This is a genomic window from Micromonospora sp. NPDC049004 (genome assembly GCF_040649315.1).
In the GTDB taxonomy this organism is placed as follows: Bacteria; Actinomycetota; Actinomycetes; order Mycobacteriales; family Micromonosporaceae; genus Micromonospora.
In genome coordinates, this window is the sequence record NZ_JBEZFG010000003.1 from 19,987 (window position 1) to 37,100 (window position 17,114).

13 protein-coding genes are annotated in these 17,114 nt (G+C 70.7%); 11 read left to right on the forward strand and 2 right to left on the reverse strand.

Annotated features, from left to right (window positions below; genetic code table 11):
• The first annotated feature begins 164 nt into the window (after positions 1 to 164).
• The gene (locus AB0B97_RS09650; RefSeq protein WP_357492149.1) at positions 165 to 1,484 is read left to right on the forward strand and encodes a hypothetical protein; all 1,320 of its coding nucleotides are present in this window, start codon (positions 165 to 167) and stop codon (positions 1,482 to 1,484) included.
• A gap of 125 nt (positions 1,485 to 1,609) precedes the next feature.
• Here the strand turns inward: AB0B97_RS09650 and AB0B97_RS09655 are convergent, their stop codons facing one another.
• Positions 1,610 to 3,433 carry a glycoside hydrolase family 35 protein gene (locus tag AB0B97_RS09655; protein ID WP_357492151.1) on the reverse strand — a complete coding sequence of 608 codons (1,824 nt, stop codon included), beginning with the start codon at positions 3,431 to 3,433 and terminating at the stop codon, positions 1,610 to 1,612.
• Positions 3,434 to 3,550: 117 nt separating this feature from the next.
• On the opposite strand from AB0B97_RS09655, the gene AB0B97_RS09660 reads away from it, so the two are divergent.
• The 6 genes from AB0B97_RS09660 to AB0B97_RS09685 all read left to right on the forward strand — a co-directional run bounded on the left by AB0B97_RS09660 (position 3,551) and on the right by AB0B97_RS09685 (position 10,277).
• Complete coding sequence (locus tag AB0B97_RS09660; RefSeq protein WP_234586712.1) at positions 3,551 to 4,528, forward strand: substrate-binding domain-containing protein; 978 nt, start codon at positions 3,551 to 3,553, stop codon at positions 4,526 to 4,528.
• A 167-nt stretch (positions 4,529 to 4,695) separates the two neighbouring features.
• Positions 4,696 to 6,018: a carbohydrate ABC transporter substrate-binding protein gene (locus AB0B97_RS09665; RefSeq protein ID WP_357492153.1), complete on the forward strand. Its 1,323-nt coding sequence runs from the start codon at positions 4,696 to 4,698 to the stop codon at positions 6,016 to 6,018.
• Between the two features lie 71 nt (positions 6,019 to 6,089).
• A complete protein-coding gene (locus AB0B97_RS09670; protein WP_357492155.1) occupies positions 6,090 to 7,064 on the forward strand; it encodes a sugar ABC transporter permease in 975 nt (324 codons plus the stop codon).
• 11 nt (positions 7,065 to 7,075) lie between these two features.
• Entirely contained in the window at positions 7,076 to 7,954 is an 879-nt protein-coding gene (locus AB0B97_RS09675) for a carbohydrate ABC transporter permease (protein WP_357492157.1), read from the forward strand.
• A gap of 19 nt (positions 7,955 to 7,973) precedes the next feature.
• On the forward strand, positions 7,974 to 8,153 hold the full coding sequence (locus tag AB0B97_RS09680) for a hypothetical protein (protein WP_357492159.1): 180 nt from the start codon (positions 7,974 to 7,976) through the stop codon (positions 8,151 to 8,153).
• Positions 8,154 to 8,309: 156 nt separating this feature from the next.
• Positions 8,310 to 10,277, forward strand: a complete 1,968-nt coding sequence (locus tag AB0B97_RS09685; RefSeq protein WP_357492161.1) for a discoidin domain-containing protein — start codon at positions 8,310 to 8,312, stop codon at positions 10,275 to 10,277.
• Positions 10,278 to 10,410: 133 nt separating this feature from the next.
• On the opposite strand, the gene AB0B97_RS09690 is transcribed toward AB0B97_RS09685, so the two are convergent.
• Positions 10,411 to 11,004, reverse strand: a complete 594-nt coding sequence (locus AB0B97_RS09690; RefSeq protein WP_357492163.1) for a helix-turn-helix domain-containing protein — start codon at positions 11,002 to 11,004, stop codon at positions 10,411 to 10,413.
• Between the two features lie 74 nt (positions 11,005 to 11,078).
• Between AB0B97_RS09690 and AB0B97_RS09695 the strand changes: the two genes are divergently transcribed.
• From AB0B97_RS09695 to AB0B97_RS09710, 4 genes are all read left to right on the forward strand, one after another.
• Positions 11,079 to 12,641: a bifunctional NAD(P)/FAD-dependent oxidoreductase/class I SAM-dependent methyltransferase gene (locus tag AB0B97_RS09695; RefSeq protein WP_357492165.1), complete on the forward strand. Its 1,563-nt coding sequence runs from the start codon at positions 11,079 to 11,081 to the stop codon at positions 12,639 to 12,641.
• Positions 12,642 to 12,853: 212 nt separating this feature from the next.
• Positions 12,854 to 14,578 (forward strand): hypothetical protein, encoded by a 1,725-nt coding sequence (locus tag AB0B97_RS09700; protein ID WP_357492167.1) that lies wholly within the window; start codon positions 12,854 to 12,856, stop codon positions 14,576 to 14,578.
• Between the two features lie 155 nt (positions 14,579 to 14,733).
• Positions 14,734 to 15,510, forward strand: coding sequence for a methyltransferase domain-containing protein (locus tag AB0B97_RS09705; protein ID WP_357492169.1), 777 nt, complete (start codon positions 14,734 to 14,736; stop codon positions 15,508 to 15,510).
• A 187-nt stretch (positions 15,511 to 15,697) separates the two neighbouring features.
• A complete protein-coding gene (locus AB0B97_RS09710; RefSeq protein WP_357492171.1) occupies positions 15,698 to 17,092 on the forward strand; it encodes an FAD-dependent oxidoreductase in 1,395 nt (464 codons plus the stop codon).
• Positions 17,093 to 17,114: the final 22 nt, after the last annotated feature.

Here is a 17,114-nt window from a genome sequence, read left to right on the forward strand (position 1 = left end):
TTGACGAAGATATTGATGCGCCCTACGGTCATACGACATCAGACATTGGATGTCCGATTAACTGACTCTCCCTGGTACTTCAAAGTGGATATCCAGGCGAAGCGACAGTGTCACGGACGTCGGCGTCCCTGGCGCCCTGCATCCCCTCGAAGGAACCGGACCCCATGAAGCTGTCTGCCCTCGGCCGCATCGCTCTGGCCACAGGCATCGCCGTGCTGACCACCGCCATGCTCCCCGGCACCCCTGCGTCCGCCGCACCGGTGAAGAGAAAGATCCTCCCCGTCCTGGTGGAGTTCAGCGACGCCTCCTTCCAGTTCCCGGACAAGGTGAAGGCGTCCACGCCGGACACCTACTTCGGGGCGAAGAGCGACTCGGCCGCGTCGTTCCTGTCCGAGGTCTCGCGCGGGCAGTACACAGTGGTACCCGCCATCAAGGAGCAGTTCCTCGGCCCGATCAAGCTGGACCTGAGCGCCGCCGGCTGCCCGCAGGGCAAGATCAACCAGATGACCCGGGACGAACTCGCCAAACGAGGACTGGTCGCGGGCAAGGACTACGAAAGCCTCTCGATCGTCTTTCCGGCACAGAAGACCGAATGCCCCTGGGCCGGCCTCGCGACCCTGCCCGGCCCGACCACCTGGATCAACCTGTACGGCACCGCCAGTGGCATCGACGTCGTCGGCCACGAACTCGGGCACAACCTGGGCTTCGGTCACCAGGGTCGCGTCCAGTGCACGGGCGGCAACCTGGGCGCGTGCAAGGAGGCGGGCGCCAGCCACACGAGCATCATGGCCGGCGGGTACCGGCCGGCCGGCTTCTCCGCGCCGGAGATGATCCGTGCCGGATGGCTCGGCGGCGGGGCATCAGTCAAGGTCACCAAGTCCGGCGTCTACACGCTGCGCTCACTGCACGGCAAGGGCAGCGGCGTCCGCGCCCTGGACATCGCCCTGGGCGGCGACCGGCTCGTCATCGAGTACCGCCATGCGGCCGGCAACTTCGACGCGAAGCTCGAGGGCGTGCACGCCTACCGCGTCCCCAAGGGCTCCTACGGCTCCTCGTCCCTCATCGACACCACGACGGCGAACAAGACCGCCGCCAACAACGCACCGCCCAACACGGACGCCATCACGAAACTGACGGACAAGGCGAACAAGGTGTCCATCGCCGTCGTCTCCTCGGGGGGCGGCCAGGCCAAGGTCAAGGTCGCGCTCAACGGCGACTCGCTGGCCTCCCTCGACCCGTCCCCCTCGAAGTCCGCTACCCCGACCCCCAGCGCCGTCACCCCCACCCCCAGCGCGAGCGCCGCCACCGAGGCCATGGGCGACAGCTCCGAACCGGTGACCGAGACCGGCCCGGAGGAGCTCACCGCCGCCGCCGAGGACAGCTCGACGACCCTGCCGCTCGCCGCCGCCGGAGGCGGTGCCGCGCTGCTGGCTGTCGGCCTGGCATTCCTGTTCACCAAGCGCCGTCACCGCAGGCGCCACTGACCAGCCGGTTGGGCCCCGGACGTCCACGCGGGCGTCCGGGGCCCGACGCGCTGCCGCCGCCGTCCTGGCACCGACGTCGTGCGCAGGCACGCCGCGCGACCGGCGCGCTGACCACCGGCCGACGGTCAGTCGAACTCCTCGACGTACTCCTCGGTGGGGCCCAGCTCGGGCCGGTCGCGCAACTCCAGGACCGAGCCGAGCCGGTCGGTCTCCAGGACGACAACCGTGTTCTCGCCGCTGCGCAGCAGCGGTGCCGGACAGTAGAGGGTGACCTGCGGGCCGATGTCCCAGTAGCGGCCGAGCAGGAACCCGTTGACCCAGACCAGGCCGTGCACGGAGCCGGGCAGGGCCAGGAAGGTGTCGGCGGGCTCGTCGAGGCGCACCGTCGCGACCGCGAAGCCGGCGCCGGTGCTGGCCGGTCCGGCACCCGCCGCACGACGCAGGTCGTCAGGTGTCCACTCGGTCAGGGCGACAGCCGAGCTCGTCCAGCCGTGCACCATCCGGCGATCGACGAGCACGGGGCCGAGCAGGCCCTTGTGCTGTCCGACCAACGGGCCGTAATTGACGCGGCCCAGGTTCTCCACCAGGACCTCCAGGCGCACGGCCGCCCCGGTGCCGTGGATCGGTATCTCCGGATGCGCACCGTCGGCCACCCCGATCGGCACGCCGTCGGCGAGGACGACGGCCCGGTCGCGTACGTCGGTCAGGATGATCGTGTGCTCGCCCGGGGGGATCTTCGGGTGGGCCGTGAGCAGCACCATCCCGGCGTCCAGGCCGAGCTGTTCGAAGGTGGCCGGCCGGGGCCCGGTCGACTCCGGCGCCGGCACCGCACGCAGGCCGGCGATCAGGTCGGCGTGGTGGGTCAACGGCACCCGCGCCGGCGCGAGGACCGGCATCCGCTCGGGTACCCGCAGCGGCCCGGTGGCGCCGAGCGCCCGGCGCATGGCGTGGAACTTCGCGGTGAGTGTCCCGTCCTCGGCGATCGGCGCGTCGGAGTCGTAGCTGGTGATGGTGGGCTGGAGCCGGCCTCGTTCCGCGTTCGCGCCGGCCCAGAGCCCGAAGTTGGTGCCGCCGTGCGCCATGTAGAGGCTGACGCTTCCGCTCTCGGCGATGATGGCGTCCAGAGTGCGGACCGCGCTGTCCACTGCGCGGACGTGGTGCCGCTCGCCCCAGTGGTCGAACCAGCCGTTCCAGTACTCGGCGACCACGAACGGTTCGTCGGGTCGGCGCTGGGCGAACAGGGCACGGGCGGCCTCGGGCTTCGAGCCGAGGGTGGCGGCGGCGAGCGTGCCCGGCACCGTACCCGCGTCGTGCATCAGCTCGGTGGGGCCGTCGGCGGTGAACAGCAGCTCGGTGATACCGCGGTCGAGCAGGGCGGCGCGGTTCCACAGCAGGTACGCCTCGTCGTCGCCGTAGCTGCCGTACTCGTTCTCGACCTGCACGGCCACGACCGGCCCACCGGCGTGTGCCTGGTGCCGCGCGATGCGGGGTATGAGTTCGTCGAACCACCGCCCGACCGGCCCGGTGAACGCCGGGTCGGAGGTGCGCAGGGCCACGTCGCGGGCGGTGAGCCAGGCCGGCAGTCCACCGTTGGACCACTCCGCGCAGATGTACGGGCCGGGCCGCAGGACGACGTCGAGACCCTCCTCGCCGGCGAGCGCGATGAACGCCTCGAGGTCGCGCCACCCGTCGAAGCGCGGCGCGCGATCGGCGTACGGCTGGTGGAAGTTCCAGGGCACGTACGTGTCGAGGGTGTTCAGACCCAGGTCGGCGAGCCGCCGGATCCGGTCGCGCCACAACTCGGGGTGGACCCGGAAGTAGTGCAGGGCGCCGGACAGGATGCGGTGCGGGACTCCGTGCCGGTAGAGCTGGCGGTCGTGCCAGCCGAGTGCGGGAGAGGGTCTCGTCGGCGGCGCTACCGCGCTGCCCCGCCGGGTGGTCTCGATCATGGTGGCAGCCTATGTTACCCGTGCCATTCGTAACAATGCCGGTAGGATGCGCCCGTAGCACGTTCCGGGAGGGCGACGGGGATGACCGAGGCGACAATGAGTGGCAAGCAGCCGAGCATGGCTGACGTGGCACGGGCCGCCGGCGTGTCGGCACAGACGGTCTCGCGCACCCTGCGCGACTCACCGAACGTCAACGCCGAGACCCGTCGGCGCGTGCTCACCGCCGTCGAGCAGCTCCGATACCGGTACAACGGCGCCCCCCGGCTGCTGTCGTCCGGGCGCAGCTTCACCCTCGGCCTGGTCCTGCTCCAGGCCGGCGGCTACTACTCGCGCTCCGCGGTGACCGCCGGGGTGGAGGCCGCGGCCGGGCAGGCGGGCTACTCGGTGAGCATCGCGACCCTCGCCGAGCTGGACACCGCCATGATGGAAAAGTCCCTGCTCAAGCTGTCCGACCAGGGCGTCGACGGCATCATCATCGCGGTCCCGCTGATCTCCGTGACCCAGCGGATGGAGGACATCACCCGGGACATCCCCACCGTCACTGTCGACGGCTCGCGCACCACAGGTGCGCGGGTGCTGGGCATCGACCAGCACGAGGCCGGGCGCATCGCCACCCAGCACCTGCTCGACGCCGGGCACCGCCAGGTGTGGCACGTGGCCGGGCCGGACGAGTGGATCGAGGCACGGCAGCGCCGGCAGGGCTGGCAGGAGTGCCTGACCACCGCCGGGATCGACGCGCCGCCAGCGCTCGAGGGCGACTGGTCGCCCGAATCCGGTTACCGCCAGGGGCAGATCCTCGCGATGATTCCCGAGGTCACGGCCATTTTCGTGGCCAGTGACGAGATGGCGTTCGGCGTGATCAGGGCGTTGCGCGAGCGCGGCCGGTCGGTGCCTGCGGACGTGTCGATAGTGAGCGTGGACGACATCGAGCTGGCGGCGTACTGCCACCCGCCGCTCACCACTGTCCGCCAGGACTTCTACCGCTCGGGGGCGGCCGCAGTCGCGCTCCTTCTGGGCAGCGAGGGTGCCGGCGAATCGGTGGCGCAGCCGAGCCTCATCGTCCGGGAGTCGACCGCCGCACCGCGGTCCCGCTGACCCCTGAGCGCCTCCGCGCTGTTGGCACATCGTTCTTGACGACTCATGTTACGGGTGCCACAGTAACAACGCGAGGCCCGCCCGCGATCTTGTGGGCCGATGCCGTGCCTCGTCCACGCCGCTCAATTCCGCACCGCCGTGTGCACCGCCCTTGGAGGCCCCCCACCATGTTGAGACGACCAATCGTCCTTGCGGTCGCCGCGGCGACAGCGCTGAGCCTGCTCGCCGGCTGTTCCGGAGGGAACGACGACGCCGACGGCAAGAAGACGCTGAAGATCGCGGCTTTCGAGGGCGGTTACGGCCGGGACATGTACGTCCAGGTCGTCGATGCCTACAGGGCGAAGCACCCCGACGTGGATGTGCAGCTGCAGCTCTCGAAGACCCTTGAGGACGAGATCAGCCCCAACATGAAGGCTGGCAAGTTCCCCGACGTCGTGGTGCTGCCCCAGGGCCGCAAGGCCGCGCTCGCCGAGACTCTGGTCAAGGACAAGGCGCTGGAGGACCTCACCGGCGTTCTGGACATGACAGTGCCGGGCGAGCAGTCCACAGTGCGGTCCAAGCTCGCCGACGGGATCGTCGGCAATCTCAGCACCAACCCGTACAACGACGACAAGACCTACCTGATGCCGATGTACTACGCGCCGACCGGCCTGGTCTACAACAAGGGTCTCTTCGCGCAGAAGGGTTGGCAGGTCCCGACCATCTGGGACGACATGTTCAAGCTCGGCGACGCCGCCAAGGCCGAGGGCATCGCGCTGTTCACGTACCCGACCGCGGGTTACCTGGACTCGTTCTTCTTCGCCCTGCTCGCCGATGTCGGCGGTGAGCAGTTCTACAAGGAGGCGATGACCTACTCCGAGGGTGTCTGGAAGACCGCCCAGGCACGCCAGGTCCTGGACATCACCGCCAAGCTGCTGACCTACGCGGCGAAGACCACCGTCGGGTACGCGAACGAGCAGGACTTCACCAAGAACCAGCAGTCCCTGCTCGACAACAAGACGCTGTTCATGCCGAACGGCACGTGGGTCGTCGGCGAGATGAAGGACGCGCCGCGTGCCACGGGCTTCGAGTGGGCGATGGCCCCGCTGCCGGCGGTCACCGCCGGTGGCAAGCGCTACCTGACCACCATCGTCGAGTCGGCCTGGGTGCCGAGCGGCGCCCAGAACAAGGACGCCGCGAAGGACTTCGTCGCGTACCTCTACTCCGACGAGGCCGCCGGCATCTTCGCCAAGGCCAACGCGATCCAGCCGATCAAGGGCATCGCCTCGACGCTGCCCGCCGAGATCGCGCCGTTCTACCAGCTCTACGAGGACCCGAGCATCACCGCCCTGGTCGGTGGCTTCGCCAGCACGGCCCCCGTCGAGGGCGTGAACATCAAGGGCACGCTCTTCGACACCGCGAACAGCATCATCAGCGGCGACAAGACCGTCGACCAGTGGCAGACCGCCCTGAACGACGCCAGCGAGAAGTTGCGGCAGGCGGGCAAGTGACGCCCGGCGGCAGCCCGGGATCCGGGCTGCCGCCGTTCCCTTCCCCCTGCGAGAGCCAAGGACTGGTCACGGTGACGACGACCCTCACTCCACCAACCCCGGGCGCCAGCAAACGTGCGCCCGGTCGATCCCCGACGTCGACGCGCGGTGGCGCCGCGCGTGGCCGGCGCGGCGACGGCCGGTTCGTCGCCGTCTGCCTGCTGCCGGCGCTGGCACTGTTCGCGCTGTTCATGATCTGGCCGACGGTGAGCGTGTTCCGGATGTCGCTCTACACCTGGAGCGGCTTCTCGACGCAGATGCGGTTCGTCGGCCTGGACAACTTCAGCAAGCTGCTCGACGACGAGCAGTTCCTGCGCGCGTTCCAGAACACCGTCGCGCTGCTCGTCGTCGTGACAGTGGTGACGATGGGGATGGGCCTGTTCCTCGCGGCCGTCATGACCCGGCAGAAGCTGCGCGGCCACACCTTCTACCGGTTCGTGCTCTACGTCCCGAACGTGCTCTCGGTAGTGGTCATCGCGGCCATTTTCTCGGCCGTCTACGACCAGGAGAACGGCCTGCTCAACGGCACCCTCCGGCTGCTCTCGCTGGACGGCCTGCAACAGGTGTGGCTGGGTGACCAGAAGCTGGTGCTCTACTCGGTCGCGACAGCGATGCTGTGGCAGTCGCTGGGCTACTACATGGTCATCTACATGTCGAGCATGGCGAGCATTCCGGAGGAGCTGTACGAGGCCTCGGCGCTCGACGGCGCGTCGGCCGCCCGGCAGTTCTTCGCCGTCACGCTGCCGCTGATCTGGCAGAACCTGCGCACGACACTGACCTTCTTCATCCTCAGCGCCGTCAACCTCAGTTTCGTGCTGGTACGGGCGATGACCGGCGGCGGTCCGGACGGCGCCTCAGAGGTGCTGCTCAGTTACATGTACAAGCAGGCGTACACCAACTCGGCCTACGGCTACGGCATGGCCATCGGCGTGGTGATCTTCGCTTTCTCGTTCCTCGTGTCGCTCCTGGTGAGCCGCGCGACCCGGCGTGAGCCCCTCCAGTTCTAGAGGACACTTCCATGACCACGATCAACAAATCCGGTCCGCGCCCCGGCCGTGGGCTCACCCACCTGCTCGTCGGCGGGATCACCCTGCTCATCGTGATCCCCGTCGCCTGGGTGCTGGTGGCCTCGCTCAAGCGCAAGAGCGAGTTCTTCGGCAGCCCCTGGACCCTGCCCGAAGGCCTGCACCTGCGCAACTACGTCGACGCGTTCGGCGGCGCGCACATGGGCCGCTACTTCGCCACCTCGGTGCTTGTCACAATGCTCGGCCTGGTCTTCGTGCTGGCGGTCTCGGTGCCGGCGGCGTACGTCGTCGCCAGGTACGAGTTCCGCGGCAAGAGCATCGTCGAGGTGGCGCTGCTCGCCGGGCTCTTCGTCAACGTCAACTACATCGTGGTGCCGATCTTCCTGATGCTCGTCGACTGGGACCGCGCGCTCGTCGACGTGTTCCCGGACGGGTTCTTCCTCGACAACCCGGCGATGCTCGCGCTGGTCTACGCGGCCACCTCGATCCCGTTCACGATCTACCTGCTGAGCGCGTACTTCCGGTCGATTCCGGGGGACTTCGAGGAGGCGGCGCTGCTGGACGGGGCATCCCGCTTTCGGATCATGACGCGGGTGATGCTGCCGATGGCCCGCCCGGCGGTCACCACGGTGATCCTGTTCAACTTCCTGGCGTACTGGAACGACTTCGTCATCGCGCTGACGCTGCTGCCCGGCGAGGGCAAGACGTTGCAGGTCGGCCTGCTCAACCTGATGGCCGCCCAGAAGGCGGCCGCGGACCCCGGGCGGCTCTACGCCGGCATGGTCATCGTCATCGTGCCGGTGCTGCTCCTGTACGCGCTGATCCAGCGCCGCCTGATCCAGGGCATGGCCGCCGGCGGCGTCAAGGGCTGAGGCCCGAGAAAGGGATGTCATGAAGGAACCGACGTCTGTCGTACTGCTCGTCGTTGCCCGGATTCTGGTCGCGCTGGCCTGCGTCGTCACGGTGGTGGTCGTCCGGCCCACTGTCGGCTGGGGAAGCCTCGCGATCATGCTCGTGGCGCTCGCCGTTCTGATCGGTCTTCTCGCGGACTACAACCGCAAGTTCCGGTGACTCGGACCCCCGTCGGCGGACGGGCCCGCAGTCCACCGGTTCCGTCGCCGGCGTCATCTCCCGGTCGTGCGCGCCGGACATCTCCCAGGAAGTGAACGACTCCCCCAACCACCCCCACGGTTAGGACTCTCGATGCACCTGTTCAGGTCCTCGTTGGTGGCTTTGACCACGCTAGCCACCGCAGTACTTGTCGCCGCGCCCCCCGCCGCGGCAGCCGCAACGAACTACTACGTCGACTGTTCCGCGAGCACGTCGGGCAGCGGCACCCAGGCCAGCCCCTGGAACAGCTTCACGCCGGTGAACGCCAGGACGTTCGCCGCCGGCGACCAGATCCTGATCCGGCGGGGTACGACCTGCGCCGGTCAGCAGCTCTTCCCCAAGGGTTCCGGCGCTTCCGGGGCACCGATCATCGTCGACGCGTACGGCAGCGGCGCCAAGCCGGTGCTGGCTGGTAACGGTGCGGTCGTCGACGTCGTGAAGCTCTACAACCAGCAGTACTGGGAGATCCGCAACCTGGACATCTCCAACAAGGGTTCGGCGGTCGCCACCCGTCGCGGCGTGCACATCATCCGCGAGAACTCCGGCACCGGCACCTACTACCGGGTGACCGGGCTCAGCGTCCACGACGTCAACGGCAACCAGACCAAGAAGGACGACGACGCCAGCGCCGGCATCTTCTTCGAGGTTCTGGGCTACACCACGCAGACGAAGTTCGACGACGTGCTGATCAACAACAACACGATCGCCACCGTCGACCGCTACGGCATCCACTTCTGGACCCGCTGGATGGTCCGGCCCGAACTGGCCAACCCCAACTGCGGCTCCACCTGCGGCACCTGGCTTCCGCAGACCCGGGTCGTCGTACGCGGCAACACGGTCACCGACATCGGCGGCGACGCCATCGACGTGCACCACACCCAGAGCGCCCTGGTGGAGAACAACCGGGTCGACGGCTTCCGGGTCCGCGAGCCCGCGCAGTGCGCCGCAGGCATCTGGGGCTGGAACATCAACGACGCCCTGTTCCAGTTCAACGAGGTGAGCGGCGGCCGGAGCACCTGTGACGGGCAGGGCCTCGACCTGGACGAGGGCAACATCCGCACCATTTACCAGTACAACTACAGCCACGACAACGAGGGTGGCTTCATCCTGCTGTGCAACGGCGGGGGTTCCACCACCGCGGACAACATCGTGCGCTACAACATCAGCCAGAACGACCGTGGCCAGATCTTCGACCTGGTCTGCGGCAAGCTCACCAACACGAAGATCTACAACAACGTCTTCTACGTCGGCCAGGCGGCCCAGATCATCAACAACGGCAACGGCTCGGCCGGCGCCAACGTGGAGTTCTACAACAACATCTTCTACGTGACCACGACCCAGGCCACCTACAACGCCGGTGCTCTGCTGTTCGACTCCAACGTGTTCTACGGCCAGCACCCGGCCGGCGAGCCCACCGACTCGAACAAGATCACCGCCGACCCGCTGTTCGTCGCGCCGGGCACCGCCACCTCGATCAGTGACGCCGGTGGCTACCGGCTGCGCGCCGGCTCCCCGGCCCTGGCCAGTGGTCAAGCCATGACCAACCCGGGCAGCCGAGACTACTTCGGTGGCGCCGTCACCCAGGGGTGCCGTCCCGACCGGGGCGCCCACCAGCTGAGCACCGTCTGCGTGCCCAGCGCCGGCGTCATCCCGCGTACCGGCTGGTCGCTGAAGTACGTGGACAGCCAGGAGACGACCGCCGAGAACGGCGCCGCGACCAACGCCTTCGACGGGAACCTCAGCACGATCTGGCACACGAAGTACACCGGGGGCAACGCCCCGATGCCCCACGAGATCCAGATCAACCTGGGTGCCAGCTACTCCGTCTCCGGAATCCGCTACCTGCCCCGGCAGGACAGCGGCTCCGGCGCCGCCAACGGGCGCATCGGCCAGTACGAGGTCTACGTCAGCACCGACGGCGCCAACTGGGGTACGGCCGTGGCCACCGGCACCTTCGCCAACAACGCCAGCCAGAAGGAGGTCCGGTTCACCGCCAAGACCGGGCAGTACCTGCGCCTGCGCGCCCTGAGCGAGGTCAACGGCAACCCGTGGACCACCGCCGCGGAGATCTACGCCCTCAACTGACCGGGGCAGACCAGGGAGCCTCCGGCATCGCGCCGGAGGCTCCCTGCGTGCACGCCGCCGGTGACGTTCGCGGGTTTCGGCCCGTTATGTTGCGGACCGCGTTCCACCGGCCCACGGCCGCCCGAGCCAGCGCCTACCCCTCCTCGGCCTTCGCGGGGCGGGCGCGGACGTGCAGCCGCTCCCCCTGCGGCCCGAAGAGGCTGAGCGCCTCGGCGGTGCCGGGGCCGGGATTGAAGAAGAGGTGCGGGACCCGGGTGTCGAACTCGGCCACCTCTCCCGGCGTCAGGATGAGGTCGCGGTCACCGAGCAGCAGGCGCAGCCGGCCCGAGAGCACGTAGAGCCACTCGTACCCCTCGTGGGCCTGTGGGGTCCGCCCCCCGGCGGACGGGTCCGGCGGGAAGATCTGCTTGAACGCCTGGAGGCCGCCCGGTCGGCGGGTCAGCGGCAGGTACGTCACGCCGTGCATGACGATCGGCTTGGGGCGTACGCGGGGGTCGCCGGTGGCCGGGGCGTCCACCAGCTCGTCGAGCGCCACCTGGTACGCCCGCGCGAGCGGAAGCAGCAGTTCCAGGGTGGGTCGGCGGGTGCCGGACTCCAGCCGGGACAGGGTGCTCACCGAGATGCCGGTCAGCTCGGCGAGCTGGGTGAGCGTGGTGCCGCGCTGGTGGCGCAGGGCACGCAGCCGGGGGCCGACGGCCGCCAGCGCGGCGCTGTCCTCGTTTGCCATAACGGCAAGGATACTTGCCACCCGAACGGCTACGACGGATGGTGGGCTCAGCCGACAAGTAGGGGGACATTCCGGTGGACGAGACATATGACGTGGTGGTCGTGGGCGGCGGCGCGGCCGGGCTCAGCGGAGCCCTGGCGCTGAGCCGGGCCCGACGGTCGGTGCTGGTGATCGACTCCGGCGAGCCGCGCAACGCGCCGGCCGACCACGTGCACAACTACCTGGGCCGGGAGGGGACGCCGCCGGGCGAGCTGCTCGCGGCCGGACGCGCCGAGGTGGCCGGGTACGGCGGACAGTTCCGCGCCGGCCGGGTCCAGGCCGCGACCCGCGACGACGGTGGCTTCCGGCTCGCCCTCGACGACGGGGCCTCGGTGCGGGCCCGCCGCCTGCTGGTGGCCACCGGGCTCACCGACGAGCTGCCCGACGTGCCCGGCCTGGCGCAGCGGTGGGGCCGCGACGTGCTGCACTGCCCGTACTGCCACGGCTGGGAGGTGCGGGACCAGCGGGTCGGCGTGCTGGCGACCGGGCCGATGTCCGTGCACCAGGCCGAGATGTGGCGGCAGTGGACCTCCGACGTGCTGCTCCTGCTGCACGACGCCCCGACCCCGGACGAGGAGACGGCCGAGCGGCTGGCCGCCCGGGGCATCGCGGTGGTGCCCGGCCCGGTCGCCGCACTGGAGGTCAGCGGGGACGCGCTCAGCGGAGTCCGCCTCGCCGACGGCCGGGTGGTGGCGCTCGACGTGGTGGTGGTCGCGACCCGTACGGCGCCCCGCGCCGACCTGCTGGTGGGGCTCGGCCTGGCCCCGGAGGAGGTGACGATGGGTGGGCACGTGGTCGGCACCCAGATCCCGGCCGACGCGACCGGGGCGACGACAGTTCCTGGGGTGTGGGTGGCCGGTAACGTGGCCGACCTGCGCGGTCAGGTCATCACCTCGGCCGCCGCCGGGCTCATGGCCGGGGCGGCGATCAACGCCGACCTGATCGCCGAGGACACCCGCGACGCGGTGGCCGCGTACCGGCAGTTGGTGGCCACCACCTTCGAGGAGCCGGCGTGGGAGGAGCGCTACCAGTCCAAGCCGGCCGTCTGGAGTGGACGCCCAAATCCGCAACTTGTCGCCGAGGCCGCGGACCTGGCCCCGGGGCGGGCGCTGGAGGTGGGCAGCGGCGAGGGCGCCGACGCGGTCTGGCTGGCCGAGCGCGGCTGGCGGGTGACCGCGGTGGACATCTCGACCACCGCGCTGACCCGGGCCGCCGAGCACGCCGAGACCGCAGGGGTGGCCGACCGGATCGAGTTCACGCACACCGACCTGCGCGACAAGCCGCCCGCCGAGGAGGCGTACGACCTGGTGTCGGCGCAGTTCATGCACCTGCCCCCGACGCAGCGGCGGGAGTTGTTCGCCAGGCTGGCCGACGCGGTGGCCCCGGGCGGCGTGCTGCTGATCGTCGGGCACCACCCGTCGGACCTGTGGACGTCGGGGCACCGGATGCACATGCCCGACATGATGTACACCGCCGAGGACGTGGCCGCCTCGCTGGACCCGACGCGGTGGGACGTGCTCGTCACCGACACCCGCCCCCGTCCCGGACCGCACGACGTCGTCCACCACGACGCGGTCCTGCTGGCCCGCCGCCGCTGAGCCCGCGTCGATCATGGAGTCGTGGTGGACGACAAGAGCCGCGGATCAGGGCTTTCCGGGCACCACGGCTCCATGATCGACCAAGGAGCGGGGCGGAGGCGGGGCGGGCCTTCGCACGGGGGTGGGCTCGGCGGTAGCGTTGCGCCACACTCACGGCCCGCAGGGGCGGTTGACCGCCGACCCTGACGCCCCGATCGTACGGAGGATGGTGCATGTCCATCGGCGCTGAGCCGCTCGCAGCACGCGACGACGCGGCCTCGCGGCCGAGCTTCGAGCTCACCCTGCGCGGCTACGACAAACGCCAGGTGGACCGACACCTGGAGCAGCTCGACGGCCAGATCGCGATGCTCAGCGGCGAGCACGGACGCTCCGCGGTGCGGGTTCGTGAGCTGACCGCCGAGGTGCAGCGGCTGCGCGCCGAGCTGGCCGAGCTGCACGAGCAGCCGGTGCAGGTGGACCGCGCCTCGTTCCAGGATCTGGGCCCGATGGTCGGCGAGATTCTGACCCTCGCCGAGAAGCAGGCCGCCCTCATCACCGAGTCGGCCAGCGACCGGGCCAACGAGCTGCGCACCGAGGCCGAGCAGATCCTCGCCGACACCCGCGAGCGGGCCGCGCAGGCACGCCACGACCTGTCGGAGGAGCTGGCCGCGCGACGCGCCGAGCAGGAGCAGGCGTACGAGGAGCGGCGTGCCGTGGCCGAGGCCGAGCTGACCGCGATCCGGGAGCGCGCCGAGCAGTTGCGGGCCGACGGCGAGGCCGCGCACGAGCGCGCCCAGCACGAGGCGAAGCGCACCACCGAACAGAGCGCTCAGCAGCTCAACCAGACCCGGGTCGCCGCCGATGCCCTGATGAAGTCGGCCCGCACCCAGATCCAGCAGGAGGTCCAGGCCGCCCGGGCCAAGAACCAGCAGGAGATGGCCCAGTGGCAGGCCGGGGTGGAGCGCGAGGTCGCCGAGCGACGCAGCGCCGCCGAGCAGGAGATCGCCGAGTTGCAGGCCGCGGCCCAGGAGGAGCTGGCCGAGCAGCGCAGCTCCACCGAGCAGCAGATCGCCGCGCTGCTGGCCGAGGCGCAGCAGCACGTGACCGAGCTGCGTAACCGGGCCGACGAGCAGGCGGCCAGCCACCAGGAGCAGCTGACCGCGCTCCAGCAGGAGATCGAGGAGCGCCGGCAGGAGTCGGACCAGCTGCACGCCGAGCTGGAGACCGCCCAGCAGCAGCTCGCGGAGGTCCGCCACGAGGGCGAGACCCTGGAGAACGAGCTGTCCCGCCTCCAGCAGCGGTTGAGCGAGGTGCGTCGGGACCTGACCGCCGAGGCGACCCGGCTGGACGAGGCGCGACGGGCCGGAGATTCCGCCGAGCGGCACGCCAAGGAGGTCCGCGCCCGGGTGCAGCGCGAGGCGAAGCGGGTGGCCGACCTGGCCGCCGCCGCCGTGATGGCCGCCGCGGCCGGCGGCACGGAGACCGCCGAGTACCCGATGGTCGGCTCCCGGTCGAACCCGTCCCGCACGAATGTGGAGCTGCTCCCCGTGGACCGGCCCGCGAACGATCGCGCCGAGGCCGACCGCGTGGACGCCGACCGCGCCGACACCGACCGGACCGACACCGACCGGACCGACGCGGACGACACCCGGGCCGAGGTCGAGCACGCCGACGCCGAGCACGGCAACGGTCGGCACGCCGACGCCGAACACGCCAACGGTCAGCACGCCGACGCCGAGCACGCCAACGGTCAGCACGTCGGTGTCGACCACGCCGACGGCGAGCGGCCCGGTCGGCCGCCCCTGCGGTACCCGGTGGAGCCGGCCGATCAGACGGCCACGTCGGGGTCGCCCACCAACGACGCCGAGCGGATCTTCACGCGGCCCGAGCCGCCGACGCCCGTACCGTTCCTGGCCTTCGGGCAACCGGTCAGCGACAACGGCACCGCCCGGCACTGACCGCGCCTTTTGTCGACCCGGGCCCCGCGCAGCGGCGCGTGGGGCCCGAGCTCGCGGTTCGGCGCGACCGGGCCGGCCCGTCGACGGCGGCGGCCTACACCGGATCTGCGCGCCGTGTTCGCGATACGCCCACAATCCGCTGTTTGGATGGGCCGATGAGCCACCACCCGAGCGCGACGCCCACCGCCGCCGATCAGATCGCGTACCTCGACACGGCCGCGGCCACCGCTGTCGGACGCGACTACAAGAGGCGTGCCCTCGACGCCCTCGATCTGCGGCCGGGGCACACGGTGGTGGACGTCGGCTGCGGCCCGGGGACCGACCTCGGACGGCTTGCCGACGCCGTCCAGGCCGGCGGCCGGGTTGTCGGAGTCGACAGTGACGCGCGGATGCTCGCCGAGGCCGGTCGGCGGCTGGCCGACCGGCCGACGATCGGCCTGCGCGCGGGCGACGCGCACGCGCTTCCGCTGGACGACACCAGCATGGACCGGGCCCGGATCGACCGGGTCCTCATGCACGTCGCGGATCCCGCGATGGTGCTGAGGGAGGTTCGTCGGGTGCTGCGCCCGGGTGGTGTGCTCGCGCTGACCGAGCCGGACTGGGACACCCTCGCGGTCGCCGACGAGGACGTGCGGACGAGCCGCGGCTTCGCCCGCTTCGTCGCGGGGCGGGTGCGGAACGCTACTGTCGGACGGGAGCTGGTCCGGCTGTCGGCGCGGGCTGGCCTGCGGGTGAGATCGGTCGAGGCGATCGCCGTCGTCTTTCGGGACTTCGACACGGCGGACCGGATCCTGGGGCTGCGGCGCAATTCGGCCCGCGCCGTCGCGGCCGGCGAGCTGACCGACGCGGACGTTCAGCCGTGGCTGCGACGTCTCACGGACGGTCCCCTGCTGGCGGGGTTCACCCTGTACCTGGTCACGGCCGAAGCCTGACGCCGCGCGGCGGGCCGGTCCCGACTCGGCGCCGCCCCGTCGTCGGGCACGACGCACCGGGGACGATTCTGCACCGAACCATCCCGAACGTGGCGCCGGAGCTGGCAGGCTGGGTTGGCCGACACGCACCGACCGCCGCTGGCCCGACTGGCGACCCAGGAGCGCCTCGTGGCCGGAAGGAGCGCCAGTGACCGACCAACCGGAGGACTTCGACCTGCTCGTCGTGGGCGGCGGCAAGGCCGGCAAGACGCTGAGCATGGACGTTGCCCGGTCCGGCCGTCGGGTGGCGATGGTGGAGCGCGGCATGATCGGCGGTAGCTGCATCAACGTCGCGTGCATCCCCACGAAGGCCCTGGTGACGAGCGCGCGGGCGGCCCGCCAGCTGCGCCACGCCGCCGCGCTCGGCGTCGTGGTCGAGGGCGGGCACGTCGACGTGGACCTGCTGCGGGCGCACAAGCAGGACGTCGTCGAGGGCATGGTCGCCGCCAACCGGCAGCAGTTCCTCGACTCGGGCCTGCACCTGGTGATCGGTCAGGCCCGCTTCGTGGCCGCGCGGACCGTGCGGGTGTCACTGGCCGACGGCGACGAACGACTGCTGCGCGGCGACGACGTGGTCGTCAACACGGGCACCCGGCCGTACCTGCCGTCCGTACCCGGAATGGCCGAGGCCGGGGTGCTGACCAGCGACGACCTGCTGCGCCTGGACCGGCTCCCGGCACGACTTGTGGTGCTCGGCGGTGGCACCGTCGGGGTGGAGTTCGCGCAGATGTTCGCGTCGTTCGGCAGCGCGGTGACGGTGATCGAGGGAGGTCCCCAGCTGCTGACCCGGGAGGACCCCGACATCGGCGACGCGATGATGCGGGTCTTCCTCGACGACGGCATCGACGTACGCGTCGGGGTGACTGTCGCCCGGGTCGACCGCGACGCCGACGGTACGGCCCGGATCACGCTCGACGACGGCAGCGTGGTGACCGGTGACGACGTGCTGGTGGCGGCCGGCCGGGCGCCGGTCACCGACGGGCTCGGGCTGGACGCGGCAGGTGTCCGACTCAATGACAGTGGCTTCGTGCTGGTCGACGAGTACCTGCGCACCAGCGCCGAGCGGACGTGGGCGGCCGGGGACGTCGCGGGCAGCCCGCAGTTCACCCACGCCTCTCTCGACGACTATCGGATCATCCGGGCGAACCTGGCCGGTGCGCAGCGCAGCACGGCGGGAAGGCTCATCCCGTACACCGTCTTCACCACCCCGGAGCTGGCGCGGGTCGGTCTCAGCGAGAGCGACGCGCGCCGCGCCGGGTACGACGTCCAGGTGGCCCACCTGCCCGTCGCCGCGATCCCCCGGGCCCGCACCCTGCGCCAGACGCAGGGCATGTGGAAGGCGGTGATCGACGCCCGGACCGACCAGATCCTGGGCGCGGCGCTGCTCGGCGCGGAGGCGGGCGAGGTGATCACGTCGGTGCAGCTGGCAATGCTCGCCGGCATGCCGTGGACCGCGCTGCGGGACGCGGTCATCACGCATCCGACAATGGCCGAGGGCCTCAACCTGCTCTTCGCGTCGCTGACGTCCCGCCCGGTGCGCTGAGCACGTCCCGCCCGGTGCGCTG

What these genes read in the sequence shown, in the direction of transcription:
- AB0B97_RS09705 (WP_357492169.1), top strand. Translation starts at nt 14,734, where the DNA reads ATGAGCCACCACCCGAGCGCGACGCCCACCGCCGCCGATCAGATCGCG.
- AB0B97_RS09650 (WP_357492149.1), top strand. Translation starts at nt 165, where the DNA reads ATGAAGCTGTCTGCCCTCGGCCGCATCGCTCTGGCCACAGGCATCGCC.
- AB0B97_RS09700 (WP_357492167.1), top strand. Translation starts at nt 12,854, where the DNA reads ATGTCCATCGGCGCTGAGCCGCTCGCAGCACGCGACGACGCGGCCTCG.
- AB0B97_RS09660 (WP_234586712.1), top strand. Translation starts at nt 3,551, where the DNA reads ATGGCTGACGTGGCACGGGCCGCCGGCGTGTCGGCACAGACGGTCTCG.
- AB0B97_RS09680 (WP_357492159.1), top strand. Translation starts at nt 7,974, where the DNA reads ATGAAGGAACCGACGTCTGTCGTACTGCTCGTCGTTGCCCGGATTCTG.
- AB0B97_RS09675 (WP_357492157.1), top strand. Translation starts at nt 7,076, where the DNA reads ATGACCACGATCAACAAATCCGGTCCGCGCCCCGGCCGTGGGCTCACC.
- AB0B97_RS09655 (WP_357492151.1), bottom strand. Translation starts at nt 3,433, where the DNA reads ATGATCGAGACCACCCGGCGGGGCAGCGCGGTAGCGCCGCCGACGAGA.
- AB0B97_RS09665 (WP_357492153.1), top strand. Translation starts at nt 4,696, where the DNA reads ATGTTGAGACGACCAATCGTCCTTGCGGTCGCCGCGGCGACAGCGCTG.
- AB0B97_RS09690 (WP_357492163.1), bottom strand. Translation starts at nt 11,004, where the DNA reads ATGGCAAACGAGGACAGCGCCGCGCTGGCGGCCGTCGGCCCCCGGCTG.